At 61.6% G+C, this 21383-nt stretch carries 20 protein-coding genes; 10 read left to right on the forward strand and 10 right to left on the reverse strand.

The window, feature by feature from the left end; genetic code table 11:
* Window positions 1–103 precede the first annotated feature (103 nt).
* Complete coding sequence (locus tag JGZ97_RS13375; protein ID WP_207063140.1) at window positions 104–841, forward strand: hypothetical protein; 738 nt, start codon at window positions 104–106, stop codon at window positions 839–841.
* Here the strand turns inward: JGZ97_RS13375 and JGZ97_RS13380 are convergent.
* Window positions 823–1068: a DUF1653 domain-containing protein gene (locus JGZ97_RS13380; RefSeq protein WP_370584068.1), complete on the reverse strand. Its 246-nt coding sequence runs from the start codon at window positions 1066–1068 to the stop codon at window positions 823–825. The two genes, JGZ97_RS13375 and JGZ97_RS13380, sit on opposite strands and share 19 nt — an antisense overlap.
* Complete coding sequence (locus tag JGZ97_RS13385) at window positions 1065–1571, reverse strand: hypothetical protein (protein ID WP_207063141.1); 507 nt, start codon at window positions 1569–1571, stop codon at window positions 1065–1067. The genes JGZ97_RS13380 and JGZ97_RS13385 overlap by 4 nt, the downstream gene beginning before the upstream one ends.
* Before the next feature lie 89 nt (window positions 1572–1660).
* Between JGZ97_RS13385 and JGZ97_RS13390 the strand changes: the two genes are divergently transcribed.
* Window positions 1661–2095, forward strand: coding sequence for a universal stress protein (locus tag JGZ97_RS13390; protein ID WP_207063142.1), 435 nt, complete (start codon window positions 1661–1663; stop codon window positions 2093–2095).
* Window positions 2096–2116: 21 nt separating this feature from the next.
* Here the strand turns inward: JGZ97_RS13390 and JGZ97_RS13395 are convergent, their stop codons facing one another.
* Window positions 2117–4030, reverse strand: coding sequence for an ATP-binding cassette domain-containing protein (locus JGZ97_RS13395; RefSeq protein ID WP_207063143.1), 1914 nt, complete (start codon window positions 4028–4030; stop codon window positions 2117–2119).
* Window positions 4031–4157: 127 nt separating this feature from the next.
* Here JGZ97_RS13395 and JGZ97_RS13400 point away from each other — a divergent pair, with 127 nt between their 5' ends.
* Entirely contained in the window at window positions 4158–6257 is a 2100-nt protein-coding gene (locus tag JGZ97_RS13400) for a transglycosylase SLT domain-containing protein (RefSeq protein WP_207063144.1), read from the forward strand.
* On the opposite strand, the gene JGZ97_RS13405 is transcribed toward JGZ97_RS13400, so the two are convergent.
* Window positions 6254–7048 carry an MOSC domain-containing protein gene (locus JGZ97_RS13405; protein ID WP_207063145.1) on the reverse strand — a complete coding sequence of 265 codons (795 nt, stop codon included), beginning with the start codon at window positions 7046–7048 and terminating at the stop codon, window positions 6254–6256. The two genes, JGZ97_RS13400 and JGZ97_RS13405, sit on opposite strands and share 4 nt — an antisense overlap.
* 6 nt (window positions 7049–7054) lie before the next feature.
* Window positions 7055–7993, reverse strand: a complete 939-nt coding sequence (locus JGZ97_RS13410; protein ID WP_207063146.1) for a chemotaxis protein CheV — start codon at window positions 7991–7993, stop codon at window positions 7055–7057.
* Between the two features lie 110 nt (window positions 7994–8103).
* Here JGZ97_RS13410 and JGZ97_RS13415 point away from each other — a divergent pair, with 110 nt between their 5' ends.
* On the forward strand, window positions 8104–8907 hold the full coding sequence (locus JGZ97_RS13415) for a TatD family hydrolase (protein ID WP_207063147.1): 804 nt from the start codon (window positions 8104–8106) through the stop codon (window positions 8905–8907).
* Here the strand turns inward: JGZ97_RS13415 and JGZ97_RS13420 are convergent.
* Entirely contained in the window at window positions 8902–9138 is a 237-nt protein-coding gene (locus JGZ97_RS13420) for a glutaredoxin family protein (protein WP_207063148.1), read from the reverse strand. The two genes, JGZ97_RS13415 and JGZ97_RS13420, sit on opposite strands and share 6 nt — an antisense overlap.
* Window positions 9139–9354: 216 nt before the next feature.
* Between JGZ97_RS13420 and JGZ97_RS13425 the strand changes: the two genes are divergently transcribed.
* Window positions 9355–11034, forward strand: coding sequence for an alpha/beta hydrolase (locus JGZ97_RS13425; RefSeq protein WP_242521764.1), 1680 nt, complete (start codon window positions 9355–9357; stop codon window positions 11032–11034).
* A 165-nt stretch (window positions 11035–11199) separates the two neighbouring features.
* A complete protein-coding gene (locus JGZ97_RS13430; protein WP_207063150.1) occupies window positions 11200–11895 on the forward strand; it encodes a glutathione binding-like protein in 696 nt (231 codons plus the stop codon).
* A 29-nt stretch (window positions 11896–11924) separates the two neighbouring features.
* On the opposite strand, the gene JGZ97_RS13435 is transcribed toward JGZ97_RS13430, so the two are convergent.
* Window positions 11925–12248, reverse strand: coding sequence for a hypothetical protein (locus JGZ97_RS13435; protein ID WP_207063151.1), 324 nt, complete (start codon window positions 12246–12248; stop codon window positions 11925–11927).
* A gap of 330 nt (window positions 12249–12578) precedes the next feature.
* Between JGZ97_RS13435 and JGZ97_RS18535 the strand changes: the two genes are divergently transcribed.
* Window positions 12579–14858 (forward strand): NADP-dependent malic enzyme, encoded by a 2280-nt coding sequence (locus JGZ97_RS18535; protein WP_207063152.1) that lies wholly within the window; start codon window positions 12579–12581, stop codon window positions 14856–14858.
* Between the two features lie 81 nt (window positions 14859–14939).
* Window positions 14940–15332 carry a hypothetical protein gene (locus tag JGZ97_RS13445; protein ID WP_207063153.1) on the forward strand — a complete coding sequence of 131 codons (393 nt, stop codon included), beginning with the start codon at window positions 14940–14942 and terminating at the stop codon, window positions 15330–15332.
* Between the two features lie 37 nt (window positions 15333–15369).
* Here JGZ97_RS13445 and JGZ97_RS13450 read toward each other — a convergent pair whose 3' ends face one another.
* The 3 genes from JGZ97_RS13450 to JGZ97_RS13460 all read right to left on the reverse strand — a co-directional run bounded on the left by JGZ97_RS13450 (window position 15370) and on the right by JGZ97_RS13460 (window position 19110).
* Window positions 15370–17712, reverse strand: a complete 2343-nt coding sequence (locus JGZ97_RS13450; protein WP_207063154.1) for a helicase-related protein — start codon at window positions 17710–17712, stop codon at window positions 15370–15372.
* Window positions 17713–17779: 67 nt separating this feature from the next.
* Window positions 17780–18172, reverse strand: a complete 393-nt coding sequence (locus JGZ97_RS13455) for a YbaN family protein (RefSeq protein WP_207063155.1) — start codon at window positions 18170–18172, stop codon at window positions 17780–17782.
* 251 nt (window positions 18173–18423) lie between these two features.
* A complete protein-coding gene (locus JGZ97_RS13460) occupies window positions 18424–19110 on the reverse strand; it encodes a sulfotransferase family protein (protein WP_207063156.1) in 687 nt (228 codons plus the stop codon).
* A gap of 694 nt (window positions 19111–19804) precedes the next feature.
* Between JGZ97_RS13460 and JGZ97_RS13465 the strand changes: the two genes are divergently transcribed.
* Both JGZ97_RS13465 and JGZ97_RS13470 read left to right on the forward strand, forming a co-directional pair.
* Window positions 19805–20713: a neutral zinc metallopeptidase gene (locus JGZ97_RS13465; protein WP_207063157.1), complete on the forward strand. Its 909-nt coding sequence runs from the start codon at window positions 19805–19807 to the stop codon at window positions 20711–20713.
* Window positions 20714–20770: 57 nt separating this feature from the next.
* Complete coding sequence (locus JGZ97_RS13470; protein ID WP_207063158.1) at window positions 20771–21196, forward strand: DUF6524 family protein; 426 nt, start codon at window positions 20771–20773, stop codon at window positions 21194–21196.
* The last annotated feature ends 187 nt before the right edge of the window (window positions 21197–21383 follow it).

Consider the following 21383-nt stretch of genomic DNA (forward strand, 5'->3'; position numbering starts at 1 on the left):
CTTTACCACCTTCGCCAGCCACCTTCGGATTCTGGTCTGTATTCAGCGATTTGAGTACTATAGATGAGATTCCAACCCGTCCGGTTTAAGGGCTGCTTTTACCATGGCCAACGCCAATACTCTGCTACTGATCATCTGCCTTCTGGCCATCGTGTTGACCACCCTTGGCGTAAACTATTTTTTCCACCAGAAGGAGCAGGCGCGTCTGCAACGCCAGCGCCTCATGAAACAGTACCAGGGGGAGATCGAGCGGGTACTCGAAGCGCTGCAGGTACTGCAAGCCGCCTCAGCACCGGCGGCTATTCGTGAATTGCTGGAAGGCTACTCCACCGATCTGATCAGCCAGCTAACGGCACTCACCCCCACGTCCGACCTGGCGCAACAGCTACAGGCTAAAAAGCGGGAAGGGGGCGGCCCCTCGGCACCCAACCTGAGCAGCGCCAACGGCATTCAACGCGCCCAGGCTGGACTTCGCAACGCGATCAAGATTCTCGGGCATCTGCAACAGCGCGGCAAACTCACGCCACCGGCATTCGCTGAGTTCCGCAACGAGTTGCTTTGGCTCCATCACCGAATCGAGGCGGACGCCTACGTCGAACAGGGCAAACGTTTTGCGGCCAGCGGCAAAACCGCACTGGCGATGTCCCACTTCAAGCACGCCAAGGTAACCATCAGCAAAGTGCCGACGCGGGACCCTCGCAAGCAGGAAAAGATTTCCGAGATTAACAAGCTCAACGACGAAGTTAATCCGTTCAAGAAAAACAAAGCGCCGCAGCCCGCCGAAGAGCAGTCAAGCGACGTGCCCGAGGCAACCGCCCCGAATCAGCCGGTCTCGCCCTGACGCAGGAACCGGGGCGTGGCCCGCCCCTGCACCTCAACCGATTCCAGAAACATCGCCAAGGGGCGGACCCACAGCCCCTGCTCCCCGTAACACGGGCGGTAGACAACGAGCCACTCCTCGGTCTCTGAATGTCGCGCCACCCCAAGCACCCGGTACAGGCCACCCTTGTAGTGGCGATAGAGACCCGGCTCCGGTGCGGCCGGCGTTTGCAGCTCGCTGCCAGTCACAGGTTGGCCTCCAACATTTTTTCCAGATTTTCAAAGACCAGGTCGACCGTATCCAGGTCACCATGTTCGTTCCAGTAAACCCCGGCAGAGACCGGTGTCGACTCGAGCGCGTAGACATCCGCAGGCAGAATCTCGATCAGCCCCGCGATCAGGGCCAGTTGCTCCGAAGTCAGCTGCCCTTCTCCTCGCCCCCAGCTCCACCCCTCCGGCAGTCCTGTATTGGCGTGGCTCCGCACCTTGAAAATCTGCCACGGCACGGGCGCCTGGCGCCCGCGACGCCGGTCCTGGGTTCTGGCTAGCCGATAAGCCGTACAGTCGCGTTCGTCGGCCACCGCCTCCCCGAGAGCACGGGGAAACAGCAACCTGGAAATTTGCACCTGAATCCCGAGGCGCATCGCCTTTTGCCGCAACAAAGCCTGAGCCCGTTGCCGCGGCGACGGCATCATCCACATCATAGAACCAACGATGGCCAACAATATCAGTACGATAAAGACCCAGTTCATCCGATCTCCCAAGCATTAACCACGCCCCTAGGGCGGAATTGCGCGGCCTATGTTAAGTTATTTATTAAGCAAATACAGAGGGAACGACCATGAGTTATCAACGGGTGCTAATGGCAATCGACCTGACAGAAGAGTCAAGCCAGGTGGCCGACCGCGCCGTCGCATTATGCCGGGCAACGAACGCCCAACTCAGCCTGATTCATGTCATCGAGCCGCTAAGCTTCGCTTACGGCGGCGATGTTCCCATGGACCTCTCCACCATCCAGGAGCAGCTTGACCAGCACGCTCAGGAGCGTCTGACCGAGTTTGCCGCGGGTCTCGGAATCCCGGTGCAGCAACAATACGTGCTTACCGGCCACACCGAAAGCGAGATCCACCGCATCGCCAAACAGGACGACATCGACCTGGTAATCGTTGGAAGTCACGGCCGTCACGGCCTGGCCCTGCTGCTCGGCTCAACCGCCAACGGTGTACTCCACGGGGCCTCCTGTGACGTGCTGGCGGTGCGGGTGCACAGCGAGTGAGGAGCGCCTAACCCCCTTGCTCTAGCCGCCTTCCTGTAAGGCCTCGAGCTCGACCCAGCGTTCCATCGCGGCCTCCAGGGCCGCCTCGCTGGCCTGCAGCGCTTCCAGCCGGGCCGCCACCTGGGCGTGATCCTGCTGGTAGAAATCCGCAGCCGCGGTCTCTTCCTGCAGCGCCGCCACCTCCGCCTCCAGCGTCTCGAGGCGTGCGGGAAGCCCGTCGAGTTCGCGCTGCAGTTTGTAGCTGAGCTTGCGGGATGTCGGCTTATCCCTCACCGGGCTTGCCGGCTGCGCGGCCTTGACGGCGGCTGGCGGGCTCTTCTCATCCAGGGGCGCGATGGACGCCTGCAGTTCACCCCCCTGTCGCAGCCAATCTTCAAAGCCGCCCACGTACTCCCCGATCCGGCCGCCACCCTCAAACACCAGAGTGCTGGTCACCACGTTATCGATGAAGGCCCGGTCGTGACTCACCAGCAGCAGGGTGCCCTCGAACTCGCAGAGTATCTCCTCCAGCAGCTCAAGGGTTTCCAGGTCCAAGTCGTTGGTCGGCTCATCCATTACCAGCAGATTCGCCGGCTTGCTGAAGAGCCGGGCCAGGAGCAGGCGACTACGCTCTCCCCCGGAGAGCGAGCTCACTTTCGCCCGCGCCCGGGCCGGGGCAAAGAGAAAGTCCTCCAGGTAGCTGATCACGTGCCGTTGCTTACCGTTGAGACTGATAAACTCGCGTCCTTCGGAGATGTTGTCGATCACCGTCTTGTCGGGGTCCAGCTGCTCCCGGAGCTGGTCAAAGTAAGCCACCTCCAGCCCAGTACCCAATTCCACCTTGCCCTCGTCGGGCGCCAGGCGCCCGAGCAACAGCTTCAGCAGGGTACTTTTACCGGCGCCGTTGGGTCCCAGCAGCCCGATGCGGTCGCCTCGCAGGATGCGGGTGCTGAACTCCTTCACCAACGCATCCCGCCCATGGGAAAAGCTGATACCCTCGGCCTCCACCACCAGTTTTCCGGAGCGCTTAGCCTGCTCGAGGTTGAAGCTGGCCTTACCCTGCTGCTCCCGGCGCTCCTGGCGCTCTTCGCGCATGGCCTTAAGGGCCCTCACCCGCCCTTCGTTACGGGTGCGCCGGGCCTTGATACCCTGGCGGATCCAGACTTCTTCCGCGGCCAGCTGTTTGTCAAACAGAGCGTTGCGCCGCTCCTCTTCCGCCAACACCCGCTCCCGGTAATCCAGGAAGCTCGCGTAATCCCCCTCCCAACTCAACAGTCTGCCCCGGTCCAGCTCCACGATGCGGTTGGCCAGCCGCTGCAAAAAAGCACGGTCGTGGGTCACGAACAGCAGGGTTCCGGAAAACTCCAGCAGCTGCTCTTCCAGCCAGCGGATGGTGGGCAGGTCGAGGTGGTTGGTGGGCTCATCCAGAATCAGAATGTCAGGTTCACCGATCAGCGCCCGCCCCAGGGCCACCCGGCGGCGCCAGCCGCCGGACAGGGCCCGCATCGGCTTCTCGGCAGGCAATCGCAGGCGGCTGAGGACGCGCTCGACCCGCTGTTCCAGATGCCAACCGTCCACGGCCTCGATGCGCTGCTGCAGGCTTTCCAGTTTTTTCAGCGCCTGGGGATCGCTGGCGCAGCCGGCCAGCGCGTCGTATTCGGCCAGAAGAGCCTGGACATCAGCCAGCCCCCCCGCCACCACCTCAGCAACGCTTTGTTCATCGGCGTGGGGCAGTTCCTGTTCCAGCACGCCAACGCGCAGGTGGGGCCGGCGCCAGGCCTGGCCACTGTCAAGCGGGGACGCGCCGCTGACCACTTTTAAAAGCGACGATTTTCCCGCGCCGTTACGGCCGATCAGGGCAATGCGCTCGCCGGGCTGCACGGTCCAGTCCACGTGGTCAAGCAGGGGATGATCGCCAAACGCCAGGCAGGCTTGATCCAATCGAAAAAGCGCCATCAGCACTCCCTAGTTCCGGTAGAAAATTGGCTATTCTATCTTGAAATTGAACCTGGGTAGAGCGACGTAGACAAAGGCTGCAGTCATCCGGTAGTTTTCCAACCAGCACCCGTTTCCCGGAGGTCCCTTGACGTACCTTTGTAACCGCTCCCTCAACCCAGTGGGGAGCGCCTTGATTCTGATTCCGCTGTTGCTGTGGGGGCCGGCGAAGGCCCAAGAGGCGGCCGCCGTCGCCACCCAGATCGACGGCTCAACAACAACCAACTCCCAGGCTATCAACACCCTTGCCCCCCCGTACGCTGCCGACCGTGCCGCCGACATCGCCCTGCCAGCCAAGGAAACCCTGACCCGTATGCGGGAGACCTACCGGGAGGCCCGCGAGGCCCTGGCCGATAAGGATCAGACGCGATTCGCAACGGCTCTGAAACTGCTGGAGGACTACCCGCTGCAACCCTACCTGGTTTACGAGCAGCATCTTCAGCAGCTGGACCAACTGGACCGAGCGACGCTTGAGACCTTTCGGAAGGAATACAGTTATACCCCCCTGCCAAGACGGCTGCACCGACACTGGCTCTCAAACCTGGCTGCAGAAGAGCGCTGGCAGGGCCTTGTCGATAACTACGACCCCGCGCTGGCGGGCACCGGCCTTCGCTGTCAGAAGCTATGGGCCGACTACCAGCTGGGCCAACGCAGCGAAGCCCTGTCCCAAGTGCCTGACCTCTGGGTGGTAGGGGTTTCCCAGCCCCGTAGCTGTGACGCCCTGTTCAAAGCCTGGATCGACGCCGGTGAGCAGACCGAGGACCATGCATGGGAGCGGTTCTGGCTCGCACTGGAGCGTAACCGCCCTCGCCTCGCCCGCTACCTGGTGCGGTTTCTGGAGGACAAAGAGCGTGTGCAATTGGCCGAGACCGCGCTTGGCCTTCACCGCCACCCCGAGCGGCTCACCGCCACGACACTCCCCGAAGACAACCGCGTCTACCCGCGACTGGTTATTCACACCCTCAAGCGCCTCGGACGCCAGGATGGTCCCGCGGCCCTCGGGCTACTGGGCACGATGCAAAAAGAGCTGAAGCTAAGCGATGATGAACTGTTTCGCATTCAACGGCGCATGGGGCTGCGCATGCTTCGCAGCTATCACCCCGAAAGCGAAACCTGGCTGCGGCGCATTGACTCGGGCTACCAGGATCTGGAGCTGCTGGAGTGGCGCATCCGCTTTCAACTGCGCCAGGGCGACTGGGAAGGCGCAGGAGAACTTCTGGAAAAACTCCCGGCCAAGGAGCGTTTTGAGGACCGCTGGCGCTATTGGCAGGCACGTATCCTCGACAACGAGACCCGCGACGGCGCGACCCAAAAGGCGGAAGAGATCTACCAGGAACTTGCCAACGAACGCAGCTTCTACGGATTTTTGGCCAGCCACCGCCTGGGCCGCGGCTACAGCCTCAACAACCGCTCGAGCGATACCGACCATCATGCCCTGACACGGCTCGCGCAAGACCCCGCGCTGGTGCGAGCCCGGGAGCTGGTCTACCACAACCAGCTGACCCAGGCGCGCAGGGAGTGGGATCTGGCAACGGCGGACTTCTCACGCGAGCAGCACTACCTGGCCGCCAAGCTGGCACGCCGCTGGGGCTGGTACGAGCAGGGCATCCGCTCGGCGATTGCCGCCCGCGAGTGGGACGACCTGCTGATCCGGTTTCCGTCCCCTTACTCACGCGAAGTGCTGGATTACGCGAGCCGCTTTAAGATTGACACCTCCTGGGTCCTGGCCGTCGCCCGCCAGGAAAGCGCCTTTATGCCCGATGCCAGGTCCCACGCCGGTGCCGTGGGCCTGATGCAGCTGATGCCGGCCACCGCCAAGCAGACAGCGCGGTCGGTAGAGCTGAGCTACCAGGGGCCCCACCAACTCACGGACCCGGACATCAACATCCACCTGGGCAGCGCTTATCTGGCCAAGATGCTCAAACGCTACGAAGGGAACCGGGTACTGGCCACCGCCGCCTACAACGCGGGACCCGGACGGGTCAGTCGCTGGCTGCGCGAGCGGGGCGAGCTGCCGGTGGACGTCTGGATCGAGACCATCCCCTTCGACGAAACCCGCCGCTACGTGCAAAACGTCTTGAGCTACTCGGTGATTTACGGAGATTTACTGGGATTCGGCAAGGAGTTTCTCAAACCGGCCGAAGCGCGCCCGCCGGCCGCCAGCCTGGAGCCGCGCGCCTCGGGCTAAGCCAGCACGACCACCGGATCGCCGACCTGCAAACGCCCCTCGTTCTCCTGGACCAGGTTCTGCCCGAACAGCACCTGGTTGCCAGCGCGGCGAAAGGCGGCGAGTGTTTTCAGAGGCTCCCTGCCCCGCTCGCCGGTGGCGGGGTCCACGGTGGTGACACGGCAACGCTCGCAGGGCTTGACCACGGAGAACACCACCTCGCCGATACGAATGCGGCGCCACTCATCCTCCTGAAAACCGCAGCCCCCGGATACCACCAGGTTGGGACGAAAGCGTGTCATGCTGACGGGCTCGGCAAGTCGCTCATTGAGCGCTGCAAGGGACGCCTGACTGATCAGAAGAAAGGGAAAACCGTCGGCGAAACTCACGGTTTTGCCCGGCGGCGCATACGCGGTATCCACCGGACGACGCACCTCTCCGGGCATGTGAACCAGCCGCACCCGCATGCCCAGAAAACGACTCAGCCACAGGGCTGCCGCCTCTCCCCCATCCCGGCCCTGGCAGCTATCCGCCCACACCTGGACCCGGCGCAAGGGGGTTGCGCGAGGCGTCGCAACGTCAAGGGGCGGAAACCCGGTAGCCGCAAGGTTCAAACCGGATGGCGTGAGCGTTGCCTGTACCAGACACAGGCGGGGCTGAGTGCGCTGGGTGACGAAGTCACCCCGCTCGTCGATGAGCATCCAACGGCGGTCGCCGGCGAGACCGAAACGATCCACGTCCGCGACCCGAACAACGGATCCGGCGGCCGACTTGACCGGGTAAATCCGCAGTTCCGATAAAGACAGGGCCAAAGCCTGCTACCCCAGGCGTTGCACTTGCTTGACCCGCTCCAGCACCTTCTCGGCGAGCCGATCAGACTCAAACTTGGGAAGAAAGTCGTTGCAACCTACCTGTTTGACCATGGCCTCGTTGAACGACCCCGACATCGAGGTGTGCAGCATGATATAGAGATCGCGTAGCTGCGGATCCTGGCGCACCTCCGTCACCAGCCGGTAACCGTCCATTTCCGGCATTTCCGCGTCAGTGATCAGCATGAGGAAGGTTTCTGCTATATCGATTCCCTCGGCGGCGAAATCCTTGAGCTGCTGTAGCGCGTCGGTGCCATTAACCGCCTCCACCAGGTTGACGTCAAGCTGGGCGAGGCAGCGCCTGACCTGATCCCGAGCGGTGTGCGAGTCGTCAACGATCATGATATTGCGTCCTGCGACGGCCTGGCGTGCCTGCTCGTCCACAATTTCCGGTGAAATATCCGTGGTGTAGGGAGTGATTTCCGCCAGCACCTTCTCCACATCGACAATCTCGACCAGGCGGTTGTCCTCCAGACGGGTGATCGCAGTCAGGTAATGGGCCCGACCGGCGGAAGGCGGCGGGGGCATGACATCGGCCCAGTCGAGGTTTACGATGCGCTCGACGTCGCTGACCAGAAAACCCTGCACCGCGCCGTTATACTCGGCCACGATCATGTGCCCGCCCTCGGTGCTGGCCGCCGGCGGCATACCGATGGCAGCGCTTAAATCGATGACAGGAAGGGTACGCCCACGCATGTTGGTGACGCCGCAGACCACCGGGTGGGAGTTGGGCAAGGCGTTGAGGCGGGGCAGCTTGAGCACCTCCTTGACCTTGAACACGTTGATTGCGAAGAGCTGATGGCGGCCCAGGCGAAAGAGCAACAGCTCAAAGCGATTTTGACCTACCATGCGTGTCCGCTGGTCAACAGCATCAAGAATTCCGGTCATTGCATTCGTACCCTTAGTATGAAAAATCTTTTTGGTGGTGCCTGGCGGCGCCGGGCCTTTCCGGCCCCTAATGACCACCCATGAACCTACCGAGACAGAGCTTGGCGTTTATGAACCCTGACACTTCCCCGGAATTGATCGACATCGCAGTCAACTTTACCGACAAGGCATTCGCCCCCGACAGGAGGGAGGTACTGGCCCGGGCCGCAGACGCGGGCGTTACCGCGGTGGTGATTCCGGGCAGCACCCTGGCGGAAAGCGAAGCCGCCCTCGAGCTCTGTCAACAACACCCGCGGCAATTATTCTGCACTGCGGGCATTCATCCGCATTATGCCAGAGACTTCAACAGCGACAGCTTGATCTCTCTCAAGGAGTTATGCAAGGAGCCGGCAGTGAGGGCGCTCGGGGAAACCGGGCTGGACTTTAATCGCAACTTTTCCACCCCGGAGCAGCAGTTGCGGGCTTTTGAACAACAACTGGAGCTGGCCTGCGAAACCGGCATGCCGCTGCTGATGCATGAGCGTGACGCCCACCAGGCCTTTATTGAGCGGGTAAAAGCGCACCGGGATCACCTGAGCCGGGCGGTCCTGCACTGTTTCACCGGTAGTCGAGAGGCACTCTTTGCCTGCCTCGACCTCGACCTGCATATCGGCATCACAGGCTGGATCTGCGACGAGCGCCGTGGCGAGCACCTCAAGCCCCTGGTGCGGAACATTCCCGCCAACCGGCTGATGCTGGAAACCGACGCCCCCTACTTGCTGCCCCGCGACCTGCGCCCCAAACCCAAGTCCCGTCGCAACGAGCCTTGCCTGCTACCCCATGTCGCCCAGAGGGTGGCGGATTGCAGGGGCGAGACGCTGGCCCAACTGGCGGCCGCCACCACCGCGACGGCGCGGGCCTTTTTCGACCTATGAGCCGTTGACGAAGGCGGTAAGCTGAGCTTGATCGAAGGGCCACCCCAGCTCCCGCGCCCCCTCTTGCAAAACCGGAATCCGGGTGCCGTAGCGGTCGATCAGATCATCCGAATCGGCGATATCCACGGCTTCGACGCTCAGGGCGTCCAGATCGAGCGTTGCGCAGATCATCGCTTCGGCCAACTCGCAAAGATGGCAGCCCGAGGTTGTGTAGAAGGTCAGGGTTCGCATAACGGTACCGCAAAAAATCAATCAGGGTACCAGACTTGGGGCCTTGACCAAACCGTTACGATAGGCTTGCCCTTAGGGTATACTGGGTCGAATTGGTACCCGTTGGCCTAAATAAAAGCCTTATGGAGGGTACTTGGATGCAACCCGCCTACCACAGAGATGCGAGTAAATATGGATAGCAAGGACACCAATCAAACACAGGATTTCTTGACCGCAATGAGCACCGAGACCCACAAAGTCATGGAGATGTTCGCCGGCAAGGTTGGGGAAGAATACCTGGACAACCTGAACGGTGCCTGGAAGCAGCTGCTGGATCGCCCGCACGACCCCCAAGGGTGGGTGGATGCCATCACCGAATACCAGAAGACCTCAATGGAGTTCTGGTCCGGCATACTCACCGGCCAGACCAGCACCCAGTCCTCACCCGCCAACGGTGACCGCCGTTTTATCGCCGAGGAGTGGAGCGAAAGCCCGGTTTTCAATTACATCAAAGAGTCTTATCTAATCGCATCCAACATGCTCAACAAGCTGGTGGCCAACGCCCCCCTGGACGAGAGGAGCCAGGCCAAGCTTGAGTTTTACACCCAGCAATATATCGACGCCCTCTCTCCCACCAATTTCGCCGCCACCAACCCCGAGGTGATTCAGCAGGCCATCGAAACCAAGGGCCAGAGCCTGATCGACGGGTTGCAGAACCTGTTGGGCGACCTGGAGAAGGGCCGCATCACCATGACCGACGAGTCCGCGTTCACCCTGGGTGAGAACCTCGCCGTCACCGAAGGTGCTGTGGTGTTCGAAAACGAGATCATGCAGCTGATCCAGTACAAGCCGCTGACCGAGAAGGTGGCAGAGCGCCCGACCCTGATCGTGCCCCCCTGCATCAACAAGTTCTACATTCTCGATCTGCAACCGGGCAACTCCTTTGTCCGCTATGCCGTGGAGCAGGGGCAGACCGTGTTCCTGATTTCCTGGGTCAACGCCGAAAAGGAACAGAGCCACCTCTCCTGGGACAACTACGTAGGTGATGGTGTACTGAAAGCGGTCGAAGTCGCCAAGCAGATCAGCGGCGCTTCCAAGGTCAACGCCGTCTCCTGGTGCGTGGGCGGCACCATCCTGGCCAGCGCCCTGGGCGTAATGACCGCCCGCAAAGACACCAGTGTCGCCTCGGCCACCTTCCTCACCACCCTCACCAATTTCGAGGATCCGGGTGATCTGGGCGTATTCATCGACGAGGCCCAGGTTTCCAAGCTGGTCCAGCAGGTACGCAGTGAAGGGGTGCTGAACGGCAAAAACCTCTCCACCACTTTCAACATGCTGCGCTCCAACGACCTGATTTGGTCCTACGTGGTCAACAACTACCTCAAGGGTCAGGCGCCGGCACCGTTCGACATCCTCTACTGGAACAGCGATCCCACCAACCTGCCGGCGGAGATGTACACCTACTACATCACCAACATGTACCTTGAGAACAAGCTCTGCCAGCCCAACGGACTGGAAGTCTGCGGTGAGAAGGTGGACCTTAGCAAGATCAAGACCCCCTGCTACTTCCTCTCCTGCATCGAGGACCACATCGCGCCCTGGAAGAGCACCTTCCAAGGGGCCGAAACATTCCCCAACCACGAGTTCGTGCTCGGTGCCAGCGGCCATATCGCCGGGGTCATTAACCCGGCAGCCAAGAACCGGCGCAACTACTGGCTGGGCGGCGAGAGCGGCAAGGGTTCTGACCACTGGCTGGAAACCGCCGAGCGTCAGGACGGCAGCTGGTGGCCCCACTGGAGCGAGTGGCTGAAAAAGCGCGCCGGCAAGCAGGTGGACGCCCCCCAAACCCTGGGCAACGACAGCTTCCAGGCCATCGAGCCGGCACCCGGTCGTTACGTTAAAAAACGGATCAACTGATTCGACACCGCGTCAGCAGAAACGGGACCCAACGGTCCCGTTTTTTTTACCGCGAGCGCGGCCTACCCGTCACGACATATCGCCTTGAGCCGCCCAAGGGGCTACCCTAAGGCGAACTGCGTGGCACCGCCGGCAGGCGTCGTTTTCCAGCTAGGAGTGTTAACCATGATCGATCTTTATTTCTGGACCACACCTAACGGCTACAAGCCACTGATTCTACTCGAGGAGCTTAAGCTCGATTACCGCCTGGTGCCGGTAGACATTGGCAAGGGGGAGCAGTTCGAGGCCGGCTTTTTGAAAATCGCCCCCAACAACCGCATTCCCGCCCTGGTCGACCATGACCCCGCGGACGGCGGCGCCCCGATTTCCATATTTGAGAGTGGCGCCATTCTCGAATACCTGGCCGACCGACAGGACCGGCTCCTGCCCCGACTGCCCCGCCCGCGTTTCGAAGTGCTGCAATGGCTCTACTGGCAGATGGGCGGGCTGGGCCCCATGGCCGGGCAGAACCACCACTTCACCCAGTACGCCCCCGAAAAAATCCCCTACGCCATCAAGCGTTACGTCGACGAAACCGCGCGCCTTTATGCGGTGATGAACCGTCGGCTGGCAGACCGGGATTATCTGGCGGGCGAATACTCCATCGCCGACATCGCCTGCTACCCCTGGGTAGCCTCTCACGAGAAGCAACAGCAGGACCTGAACGACTTTCCACACCTACGACGGTGGTTTGAAGCAATTGCCCTGCGCCCGGCAGTGACCGCCGCCTACACCAAGGGACGGGCGGTCAACAGCAAAGATGGCATGAGTGACGAGGCCAAGAAACTATTATTTGGCCAGAACGCATCTAGTATCCGCTGAACCAGCCCTGGGTCAAAGCGCCTGATGGATTAACGGTGAGATTTGCGTTTGGAGCGCACTTTGCGGCGCACCCCTGCCCGGGAACGCGCCGTTTGCCGCCGTGCTCCGGCATAGCGCTGCAAATGGTAATAGCCGCCGACGAGCGCCAGCAGGTAAAACGCGAAGGCCACAAGTTCCGCAAAAGGCACCTGCCCATGGAGGGATTCGGCAGCAAAGCGCCAGAGCACCAGGGCGCCGCCCGCCCAGGCCAGCAGAATCCCCAGGGGCCGGGCCCGAAGCCGCTCGCCCAGGCTCGCCCAGTTCAACACCAAGAAGGCGACCAAGGTGATCAGACCCAGCATCCAGATAAACATCAGCTCCCTCCTTTGATAACGGCACATGACCAAACAGTAAAGACCACACACCCCGGGCCTTAATTCTGTCTCGCTGAGGGCATCCCTCCACGCGTCCATTTAGCCACGAATTTTAAAATAACCATAGCAATTCAATGAACTCAGCGCCCATTCAAATGGCACACAAGATGCAGGGATTGTTGGTTTTTAGTCATCTGCCGCCAATACCGTCCGTAAACGGCGGCATTCCGCACAACAGCCCGGTGATATTTGGCGAAAATCCGCCACTCAAACCGCCAACACCGGCTGACCGAATATAACGAAAACGAACCACAAGGGTGAAACAAACCAATGTCCAACGATTTCGACAAAGACGCACTGGCCTACCACCGCTCCGGCCCCGCGGGCAAGCTCGCGATTATCGCCACCAAACCCATGGCTACCCAAAGGGATTTAGCCCTGGCCTATTCGCCGGGGGTAGCGGCTGCCTGCAACGAAATCGTCCGCGACCCCTTTGAAGCCTCCACCGTCACAGCCCGCGGCAATCTGGTCGGGGTCATTTCGAACGGCACCGCCGTGCTGGGACTGGGGAATATTGGTCCTCTGGCCTCCAAGCCCGTCATGGAGGGAAAGGCGGTCCTGTTTAAAAAGTTCTCCAACATCGACGTGTTCGATATCGAAGTTGCAGAGAACGACCCGCAGCAGTTCATCGAGACGGTAGCACGGCTTGAGCCCACCTTTGGCGGCATCAACCTGGAGGACATCAAGGCGCCCGAGTGTTTCATCATCGAAAAGGCCCTGAAGGAGCGGATGAACATACCCGTTTTCCACGATGACCAGCACGGCACCGCCATCGTTGCCGGGGCCGCGGTCTACAACGGCCTGCGGGTGGTCGGAAAGAACATCGCCGAGATCAAAGTGGTCGCCTCCGGCGCCGGCGCCGCCGCCCTCTCCTGCCTCGACCTGCTGGTCAACATGGGCCTGCCCCGTGAAAACATCTGGGTTACCGATATCGCAGGCGTCGTCTACCAGGGCCGCGAGGAGCAGATGGACGAGTACAAGGCCCGTTACGCCCAGGCCACCTCTGCCCGCACCCTGGACGATGTTATCGCCGACGCCGATGTGTTCCTCGGGCTTTCCGCCGGCGGCGTGCTCAAGCCGGCCATGGTGGAGAAGATGGCCAAGAGCCCGATGATCCTGGCCCTGGCCAACCCGACGCCCGAAATCAACCCGGATGAAGCCCGCGCAGTGCGTCCTGACGTCATCATCGCCACCGGCCGCTCGGACTACCCCAACCAGGTCAACAACGTTCTCTGCTTCCCTTTCATCTTCCGCGGCGCCCTGGACTGCGGCGCGACCACCATCAACGAGGCGATGAAGGTGGCCTGCGTCAAAGCCCTGGCGGACCTGGCCATGGCCGAGCCCATCGACCGGGTACAGAAAGCCTACGCCGGCCAGCCCCTGCGCTTCGGCCCCGACTACCTGATCCCCAAGCCCTTCGATCCGCGCCTGATCTTCGAGGTCGCCCCGGCAGTGGCCAAGGCTGCCATGGAAACCGGGGTCGCCACCCGGCCCATCGAGGATCTGGAAACCTACCGCCGCAGCCTGGCCCGCTATGCCTACCGCTCCTCCCAGGTGATGAGCCCGGTCCTGGAGCGGGCCAAGCAGACCCCCAAGCGGGTGGTGTTCGCTGAGGGCGAGAGCAACCGGGTACTGCAGGCGGTGCAGCAAGTGGTTGACGAAGGCGTGGCGCAACCGATCCTGGTGGGCAACACCGCCCGCATCCAGGAAAAGATCGAGGCACTGCAGCTGCGGATCCGCGAGGGCCAGGACTTTACCATCGTGGATCCGGTAGGCGGTGCCTGGTTCGAGCCCTACCTGGCCGACTACTGCGCCCTCATGGGCCGCAAGGGGATCGCTCCGGACGAGGCCAAGACCATCCTCCACTCCGACAAGACCGTGATCGCCTCCATGATGTGCCTGCGCGGTGACGCCGACGCCATGCTCTGCGGTGCCCACGGCCGTTTCCACGAACACCTCAAGCGCATCGACAGCCTGATCGGCAAGTCCTGCGGCAGCGGCAAGTACTCAACCATGACCGTGCTGAGCCTGCCCACCGGCACCTTCTTTATCTGCGACTCACACATCACCCCCGACCCCAGCGCGGAGGAAGTGGTGCAGAGCACCCTGTTGGCCGCCGAAGAGGTGCGCCGTTTCGGCATCCTGCCCAAGGTCGCGCTGCTGTCCAACTCCAACTTCGGCACCAACAACCTGCCCTCGGCCGTGAAGATGCGCAAGGCCCGCCAACTGCTGCTCGAGCAGGCCCCGGAACTGATCGTCGACGGCGAGATGCACGCCGATACCGCCATTTCCGAAGAGCTGCGTAACAAGGTGCTGCCCGATTCGGTGCTGCGTGGACAGGCCAACCTGCTGGTAATGCCCAACGTGGAGTCGGCCCATATTGCCTATGGCCTGCTCAAGACCCTGGGCGGCGGCATCTCTGTAGGCCCGATCCTGCTGGGGGCCGAAAAACCCATCCATATCATGACCACCAGCACCAGCGTACGCAGTATTTTCAACATGACCGCCATCGCCGTGGCCGAGGCCCAGAACCTGGGCGAGCAGGCCTGATAACGAAGTCTGGCTTATACTGTTCCGGGACGCCGGCTCAACTCGGCCGGCCCCGGACAGCCCCCCACCAGGAATTCCAGCGTGCGTAAACTAATGGTCGCCTACAGCGCCGGCTGCCTGGGCGCCCTCGCCAACAGCCTGGCGGTCTGGCTTGCGGGCGACCTGGGTATCACTGCCGCCCTTGGGGTGAGCATCGCCCCCACGCTCAGCCCCCATTGGCTTTACCCCCGGATTGTCTGGGGCGGGCTCTGGGGCCTGCTGTTTTTGCTTCCGTTCGCCGGGTCCCGCCCCCTTTTCAAGGGCACCCTGCTGAGCCTGATCCCTTCTGCGGTCCAGCTGTTCGTGGTTTTCCCCCTCAAGACCCAGCACGGAATCGCCGGCCTGGGGCTGGGGCTGCTGACCCCGCTGCTGGTGCTTATATTTAACTGGATCTGGGGCGTCGTTACTGCTCTGGCCATCCGTTTCGGACGCTAACCAAGCCCGCTCAGCGCCTCGAAACGGCGTCGATAGCTTATTTCAACTCAACCACCCGGCTCGCTTTCTGATAGCGCACTGTCCACCCTTTCCAGCGCGGAAGCTCCCAGCGCTTGGGAAGGGTCTTGCGGGTACCTTCCACGGGCTCTACCACCACCCGCTTGCGCCGCGGTTCATAGCTGACTCGCAGCTTCAAATCACCCAGGGATAGCTGCCGGGGATAGGCGGCGTCGAACCGCTCCCGCTCCCACTCAGGCACCCCCTCAAAGGCGAGATCCTCGGGTTCCAGCAGGGCCAGATCCTCCCCCTGCTCCACGCCAAGGCGGGCCAAGCGCTCCTCCAGCCAACAAATCGGCTCGGGGGTGGTGGGTGCCTGCTCCTCAGCCAGGGACTGGTAAAGGGCCCAGGCAGCCAGGTCGTCCTGTAACCGAGCCCCGGCCGGGGCCAGCAGGCGCCCCGCCAGGATAAGCTCAGCCAGGGCCTGTCTCGCCAGCGCACCGCCGGGTGCGCGCTCCCGCAAGGCGATCACACGCCCGGCATAGACCCGTTGTGCCTGTACCCGCAGCCGGCCCGCCTCCCAGGAGGCTTCAGCGAGACGCTCTTCCCCCACCCCGGCGACCGCCAACAGCGTCAGGGAAACAGGCGCGCAACAGGTGGCGATGTTCCGCGTCTCCTTGACCCCTCGCCCGGGTAGCGCGTACTGGTCCAGCACCAGGGCAGCCTCGGCTTCGTCGCTGAGCCGGCTGTCGCGCCCCACTACCACTTCGGACCACCCGTTACCCATTGCCTCACGCCTTTTCTGGCGACGGACAAAAGCGATCTCCGGCGCCGCCTCAACCAGAGCCCGGAGCCAACGCTCGCGGTCATGGTTCTGGCCCGCCCGCAGCGGCCCAAGGCCCAGGGCGTCGCGCAACTGTTTCGCCAGCCGACGGGCATCTTCCAACGTGACCGAGTCCGGAACCAGCGCCTCCGGGAATGGCTCACGGACCAGTTTCACCAGGGTCGTAGCATCGCAGGCGATCGGCTGCCAGGCAGACAGAGCCTGTCGTCCCTGTTCGTCCCCCGGCATGCGCAACAAACGCCCGGAAACACTCAGGGCCGCGACCAAGTCGACGGTCGCCCCCCGGCAACCCTCATCGGGCATGGCGCTGACCAGGTGTGCAAAGAAACTGTCAATAGGGAGCGGATACAGCCGGCGGCCGTGATCCGTCGCGAGCCCTTGGGCATCAAGGGCACCCATCCGTTGCAGTTTCTCCTGCGCCAGGCACCGCGACTTAACCGGAAGCGGATCGGGAAATTGGAGCTGTTCAACCGGAACGCCGCAGCAGGCAGCCGCGAGCACCGGTTCGGTAAGCTCTTCGCGCAGCACCTCCGGCGGAGTGCTGAGTTCCAGGGGGGCGTGCTCGCCATAAAGACGGATACAATGGCCGGGCGCTACGCGTCCCGCCCGGCCGCGCCGCTGTTCAGCGCTGGCCAGAGACACTGAGCGCAGGCCCAGAACAGTGCGACCGTTGCGTTGATGGGTGCGGCGCTCCAGCCCGCTGTCAATCACCACCCGCACCCCAGGAATGGTGAGGGAGGTTTCGGCGATATTGGTGGCCAGGATGATCCGGCGTCGGGTTCCCGATGCCAGGGCACGACGCTGCTCGGCGGCCGGAACCGACCCGTGGAGCGCCAGCAACTCAGGTCCGACGCCCTTGAGCGCCGTCCGGCAGCGTTGAATCTCGCCCCGCCCGGGGAGAAACACCAACAGGTCCCCTTCCGTCTTCGGCAGCGCCGACTCCACCGCTTTGCACACCCGCTCCTCCAGGGCTGCCAGGCTCGGCATGGCGCGGACGTCACCGCCGCTCTGGTACGCGACCGAGACCGGATGGTTACGCCCCTCCGCGCGCAGCACCCGTGCGTCAGCAAAGGCGGCCAGGCGCTCGGCATCCAAGGTGGCCGAGGTCAACAATAACCGGTGAGTGTCCCTGTTACGCAGCAACGCCAGCAGCAAGTCGGTATCCCAGCGCCGCTCATGAAATTCATCCAGGATCACCAGGTCAAAGTCGCTCAGGCCGTTATCAGCCAGCCAACGGAGCGCGATTCCCGGGGTAACGAAAACGACACGGGACGCGGCGGAGAAACAGCTATCGAATCGGATGGCATACCCTACCGCTTCGCCGGGGGCGCTGTGCAGTTGGGAGGCAAGGTAATCCGCCAGGGCTAGGCAAGCCACACGCCGCGGTTCCACCACCAACACCCGCCCCTGCTCCTGCGCCCAGAGAGGCAGCCGGGTCGACTTGCCTGAGCCGGTATCAGCCTGCACCACCAGGTGCTGCCGGGCCAGCGTGCTGAGCACGGCCCCCTTGATAGAATCGATAGGTAAAGACGAAGTCATGCCGGTTTGAGCCTAGCGCAAAGCGCCCAGTGTACGAAGCACGGCAAAAAATCCAAGTCCAGCCGCTTCAGAGGCGGTTAGCACCGGCCTCGAGCGTCGATGGACGCGAAGGGCGGCTCCAGATATAGGCAAGGGCCAGCAGCACTACCCCGCCCATGCCCACATCAGCCCACAACGGCAGTGATTTAAACAGCACAGGATACCCCACCATCAGCAGCATCATGGTGGTGGAGAGCCACTTGATCCTAAGGGGAATCACGCCATGCGCTTCCCATTGGCGTATCAGTGGACCGAACAGGCGGTGATTGAGGAGGAGCCGGTGCAACCGGTCGGAGCCGCGGGAGAAGCAGAACGCCGCCAGGATCACAAAGGGCGTGGTCGGCAGCAACGGCAACACCACCCCTACCAGCCCTAGCAACAGGCACAAAAACCCCAACGATATGTACAGCAGGCGCGGCATAAACAGCTCCGGTATGACAGGGTCTGTACGGAAGCCAGGGCAATCCGCAGCACCGCAAGACACACCCTGGCACGAAGGCAAAAAACGGGCAAGGTCCCCGGACAGCAGAGGGCGCTGGAGAAGCAACGATCTACACAGCCGAGCAGCTCAACCAACCGCGTCAACAGAGGAGAGGGCCGTAACGGGGCGGGCTCTTCTCCGACTCAACGGGCTAAAGCTGCGAACACCCAAGCACGGGCTTCGTTAAGGACTCAATCCCCGAACGCGTAGCCGAATGTTGCTATGTCTTTCGCGTACATATTCTCAACCACTTCTCTGGTTTCCGCGTCATAGTACTCGGTATAGTGGTATCGCCGGCTGGGCTTTTTGCGCCATATGATCTTTTTAACCCTCTCCTTGAGAGAGTTTTCCCGCGTAGACAAATTGGCGTGAGGCAGGGTTGAGCCTTGTATTGCAAGCGCCTCGCATACAACCTTGAAATCGTCCTGCAGGTTCTCGAATTTGCCAACAAAGTCGACGAGCAGCTTGCCGGATTCGTCATAAACAAAGTCGTATTGCGGGGCGATATGGCGATAAGCGTCAGAATAGTCGCACTCTTCGGGCAGGCCGCCCAGCACGAAATCCCTGAATGACATCTGTTTATCATAATCCCGATAACGGAATTCTGAGACCAGCCTTGCCCAGGGATTTCTTACAAAGGTGAATTTGAAGTAACGATTGAACTGGTCTTCATCAAGGTAGCCGCAACTCACGTACTCGCTGGACTTGAGGTGCGCCAGCCGCTCAGGGCCCAGATCAGGCTCGGGGTTGTATCTCAACAAAAGGGGGGCCCTCTCCTTCCAAGACAACCCATGTAAATTTAAAAAGAAACGTTCAATGCTTTGCCCCGCCGCCTTGGGGATATGTACGAAAACACACTCATATTTTTCCGATATCATAAGTCATCCATTTTCAAGTTCCTGCACCTAACAATCCCGTTAGGCATGCTCGCTTTCATACAGCCGCTGAGGAGGCGGTTTCGACCGACAAATTGGCAGCAGCGTTATCAAATCCGCCGGGAAAAGAGGCGAACACCTCACCTCGGGACGCGTCTAATGTATTGACTTCAAAGTACCCCATGATCCGTAGTGCCGCCGTCAACCCAGGTCCGGTGGCACGACCGATAGGATAATCACGGACAACGACACGGCACCCGTCCAAATCGTGCCATCCAATAATAGTTCAGCCAACGAGGGGGTAAAGACAATCCCTCCCCCCCACCCCTCATCCGCCCTACGCGACTCAGGTGTTTACCCGACATGTCGAAGGCAACCCTCAGCGACACGGAACACTCGGCCTATTTTCAGGAAAAGAACCTTTAGTCTTTCTATACTCCTGTCTGCACGCATTGGCGGATTGGCTTCACAGGCTTACCCTTAGTAAGCCACCCTTCAGCAGGCGTTTATCGGCAGAGCATGGGGTCAAACCCAACCCGTAAGCGATTTGCCACCGATACCACCGGCCATCGCCGGAGCACTTTCCACCACCGCTGCTGACTTCGGGCCAGACCATAGTGTGGCGGTCAGGCAGTTCTCGGAGTCGACCCTCCCATCATTCCCGGGAGACGGGCATCGACACTGAGGAGATACGACCGTGCGTTGGAAATCTGGACGTCGCAGCAGTAACGTAGAAGACAGGCGGGGCGAGACGGTACGTCACGCTTCAACGGGCGGCGGCCTCCTGTTGCTGCTCCGTTTCCTTCCAGGGCTGCTTCGATCACGCAAAGGGCGAGGACTCTTGATCGGGGGCGTCATCCTGTTTTTCGGCGCACGCCTTCTGGGGATAGATCTGCTGGGCTTGCTCACCGGCCAGGGCGTCGCTCCCCCGCCTCAGGAACCCGCAGCCCTTTCACAACAGGACCAGGAGCTTGCCGACTTTGTGTCGGTGGTACTGGGCGATACGGAAACCACTTGGAACAAACGCTTCCAAGCCCAGGGAAAACGCTACGAAGAGCCGGTGCTGGTGTTGTTTTCCGGGGCCGTCAACACCGGTTGCGGCCTGGGGCAGGCAGCCATGGGGCCTTTCTACTGCCCGCTGGACCGCAAAGTCTATATCGACCTGAGCTTCTACCGTGACCTGAAAACCCGACACGGCGCCCCCGGTGATTTCGCCCAGGCCTACGTGATCGCCCACGAAATTGGCCATCATGTGCAGAACCTGCTGGGGATCAGCGACCGGGTCAGGCAGTTGCAACAGGCCGCCGGCAAAGCCGAAGCCAACGCCCTGTCGGTACGTCTGGAGTTGCAGGCCGATTGCCTTGCAGGGATCTGGGGGCACGATGCCAATATGGACCGACAGATGCTGGAACAGGGCGACCTGGATGAGGCGCTGAACGCAGCGGCGGCCATTGGCGACGACCGGCTGCAGAAGCAGGCCCAGGGCTATGCCGTACCTGAGAGCTTTACCCACGGCACCTCGGCACAGCGGCACCGCTGGTTCCTCGCCGGCTTTGACGGCGGCGAGGTCAGCGCCTGCGACACCTTTTCAGCAGACCCGCTTTAAATCAGCCGGGAACCCGCTCTCGAATACAACGGTGGACGATGACAGGGAGTCATTAGCATGGCTGCGAAAAGTGAAAAGTTTGATTTTTTAAGTTTTCTGGGCCGACTGCTGTTCTCTTCGGCACTGGTTTTTTTGACCTACAACCCCAGCGGGCACTCGTTTATTCACCGGCTGGTTGAGGTATTTCCCTCGGTGACACCGTTTTTGGCCATCAGTGGAATTTTGCTGGTCATCGGATGGGTGGTGTACGTCAAGGCCACCATGGAAGCCCTCGGCACCTTGGGACTGGTGCTGGCCTCTGCGCTGTTCGTCGCCGTGATCTGGCTGCTGGTGGACATCGGCTGGCTGACACTCGCCAGCAGTTCGGTCATCGCCTGGCTGATCCTGATTCTCATCGCGCTGCTGCTGGCCATTGGCATGAGCTGGTCCCATATTCACCGCCGGCTCTCCGGACAGGTGCACGTCGACGATATCGACGAATAAAGGGGCGCACCCGGCAAGCGTAAAGTATCGCGCCACAAAAAAGGCCTCGGTACCAGAAGATACCGAGGCCAAGACCTCCGGCCGGTGAGGACCCTGATAGGCTGGTCCGCCGGCCTGTTGCATTACCAGAGGCAACATCTGCGGCACGAGCGAAGCGGCGCCGCGGGGCTAAGGCCCCAGAGGGGAA

Source organism: Motiliproteus sp. SC1-56 (assembly GCF_017309075.1).
Classification (GTDB): domain Bacteria; phylum Pseudomonadota; class Gammaproteobacteria; order Pseudomonadales; family Balneatricaceae; genus Motiliproteus.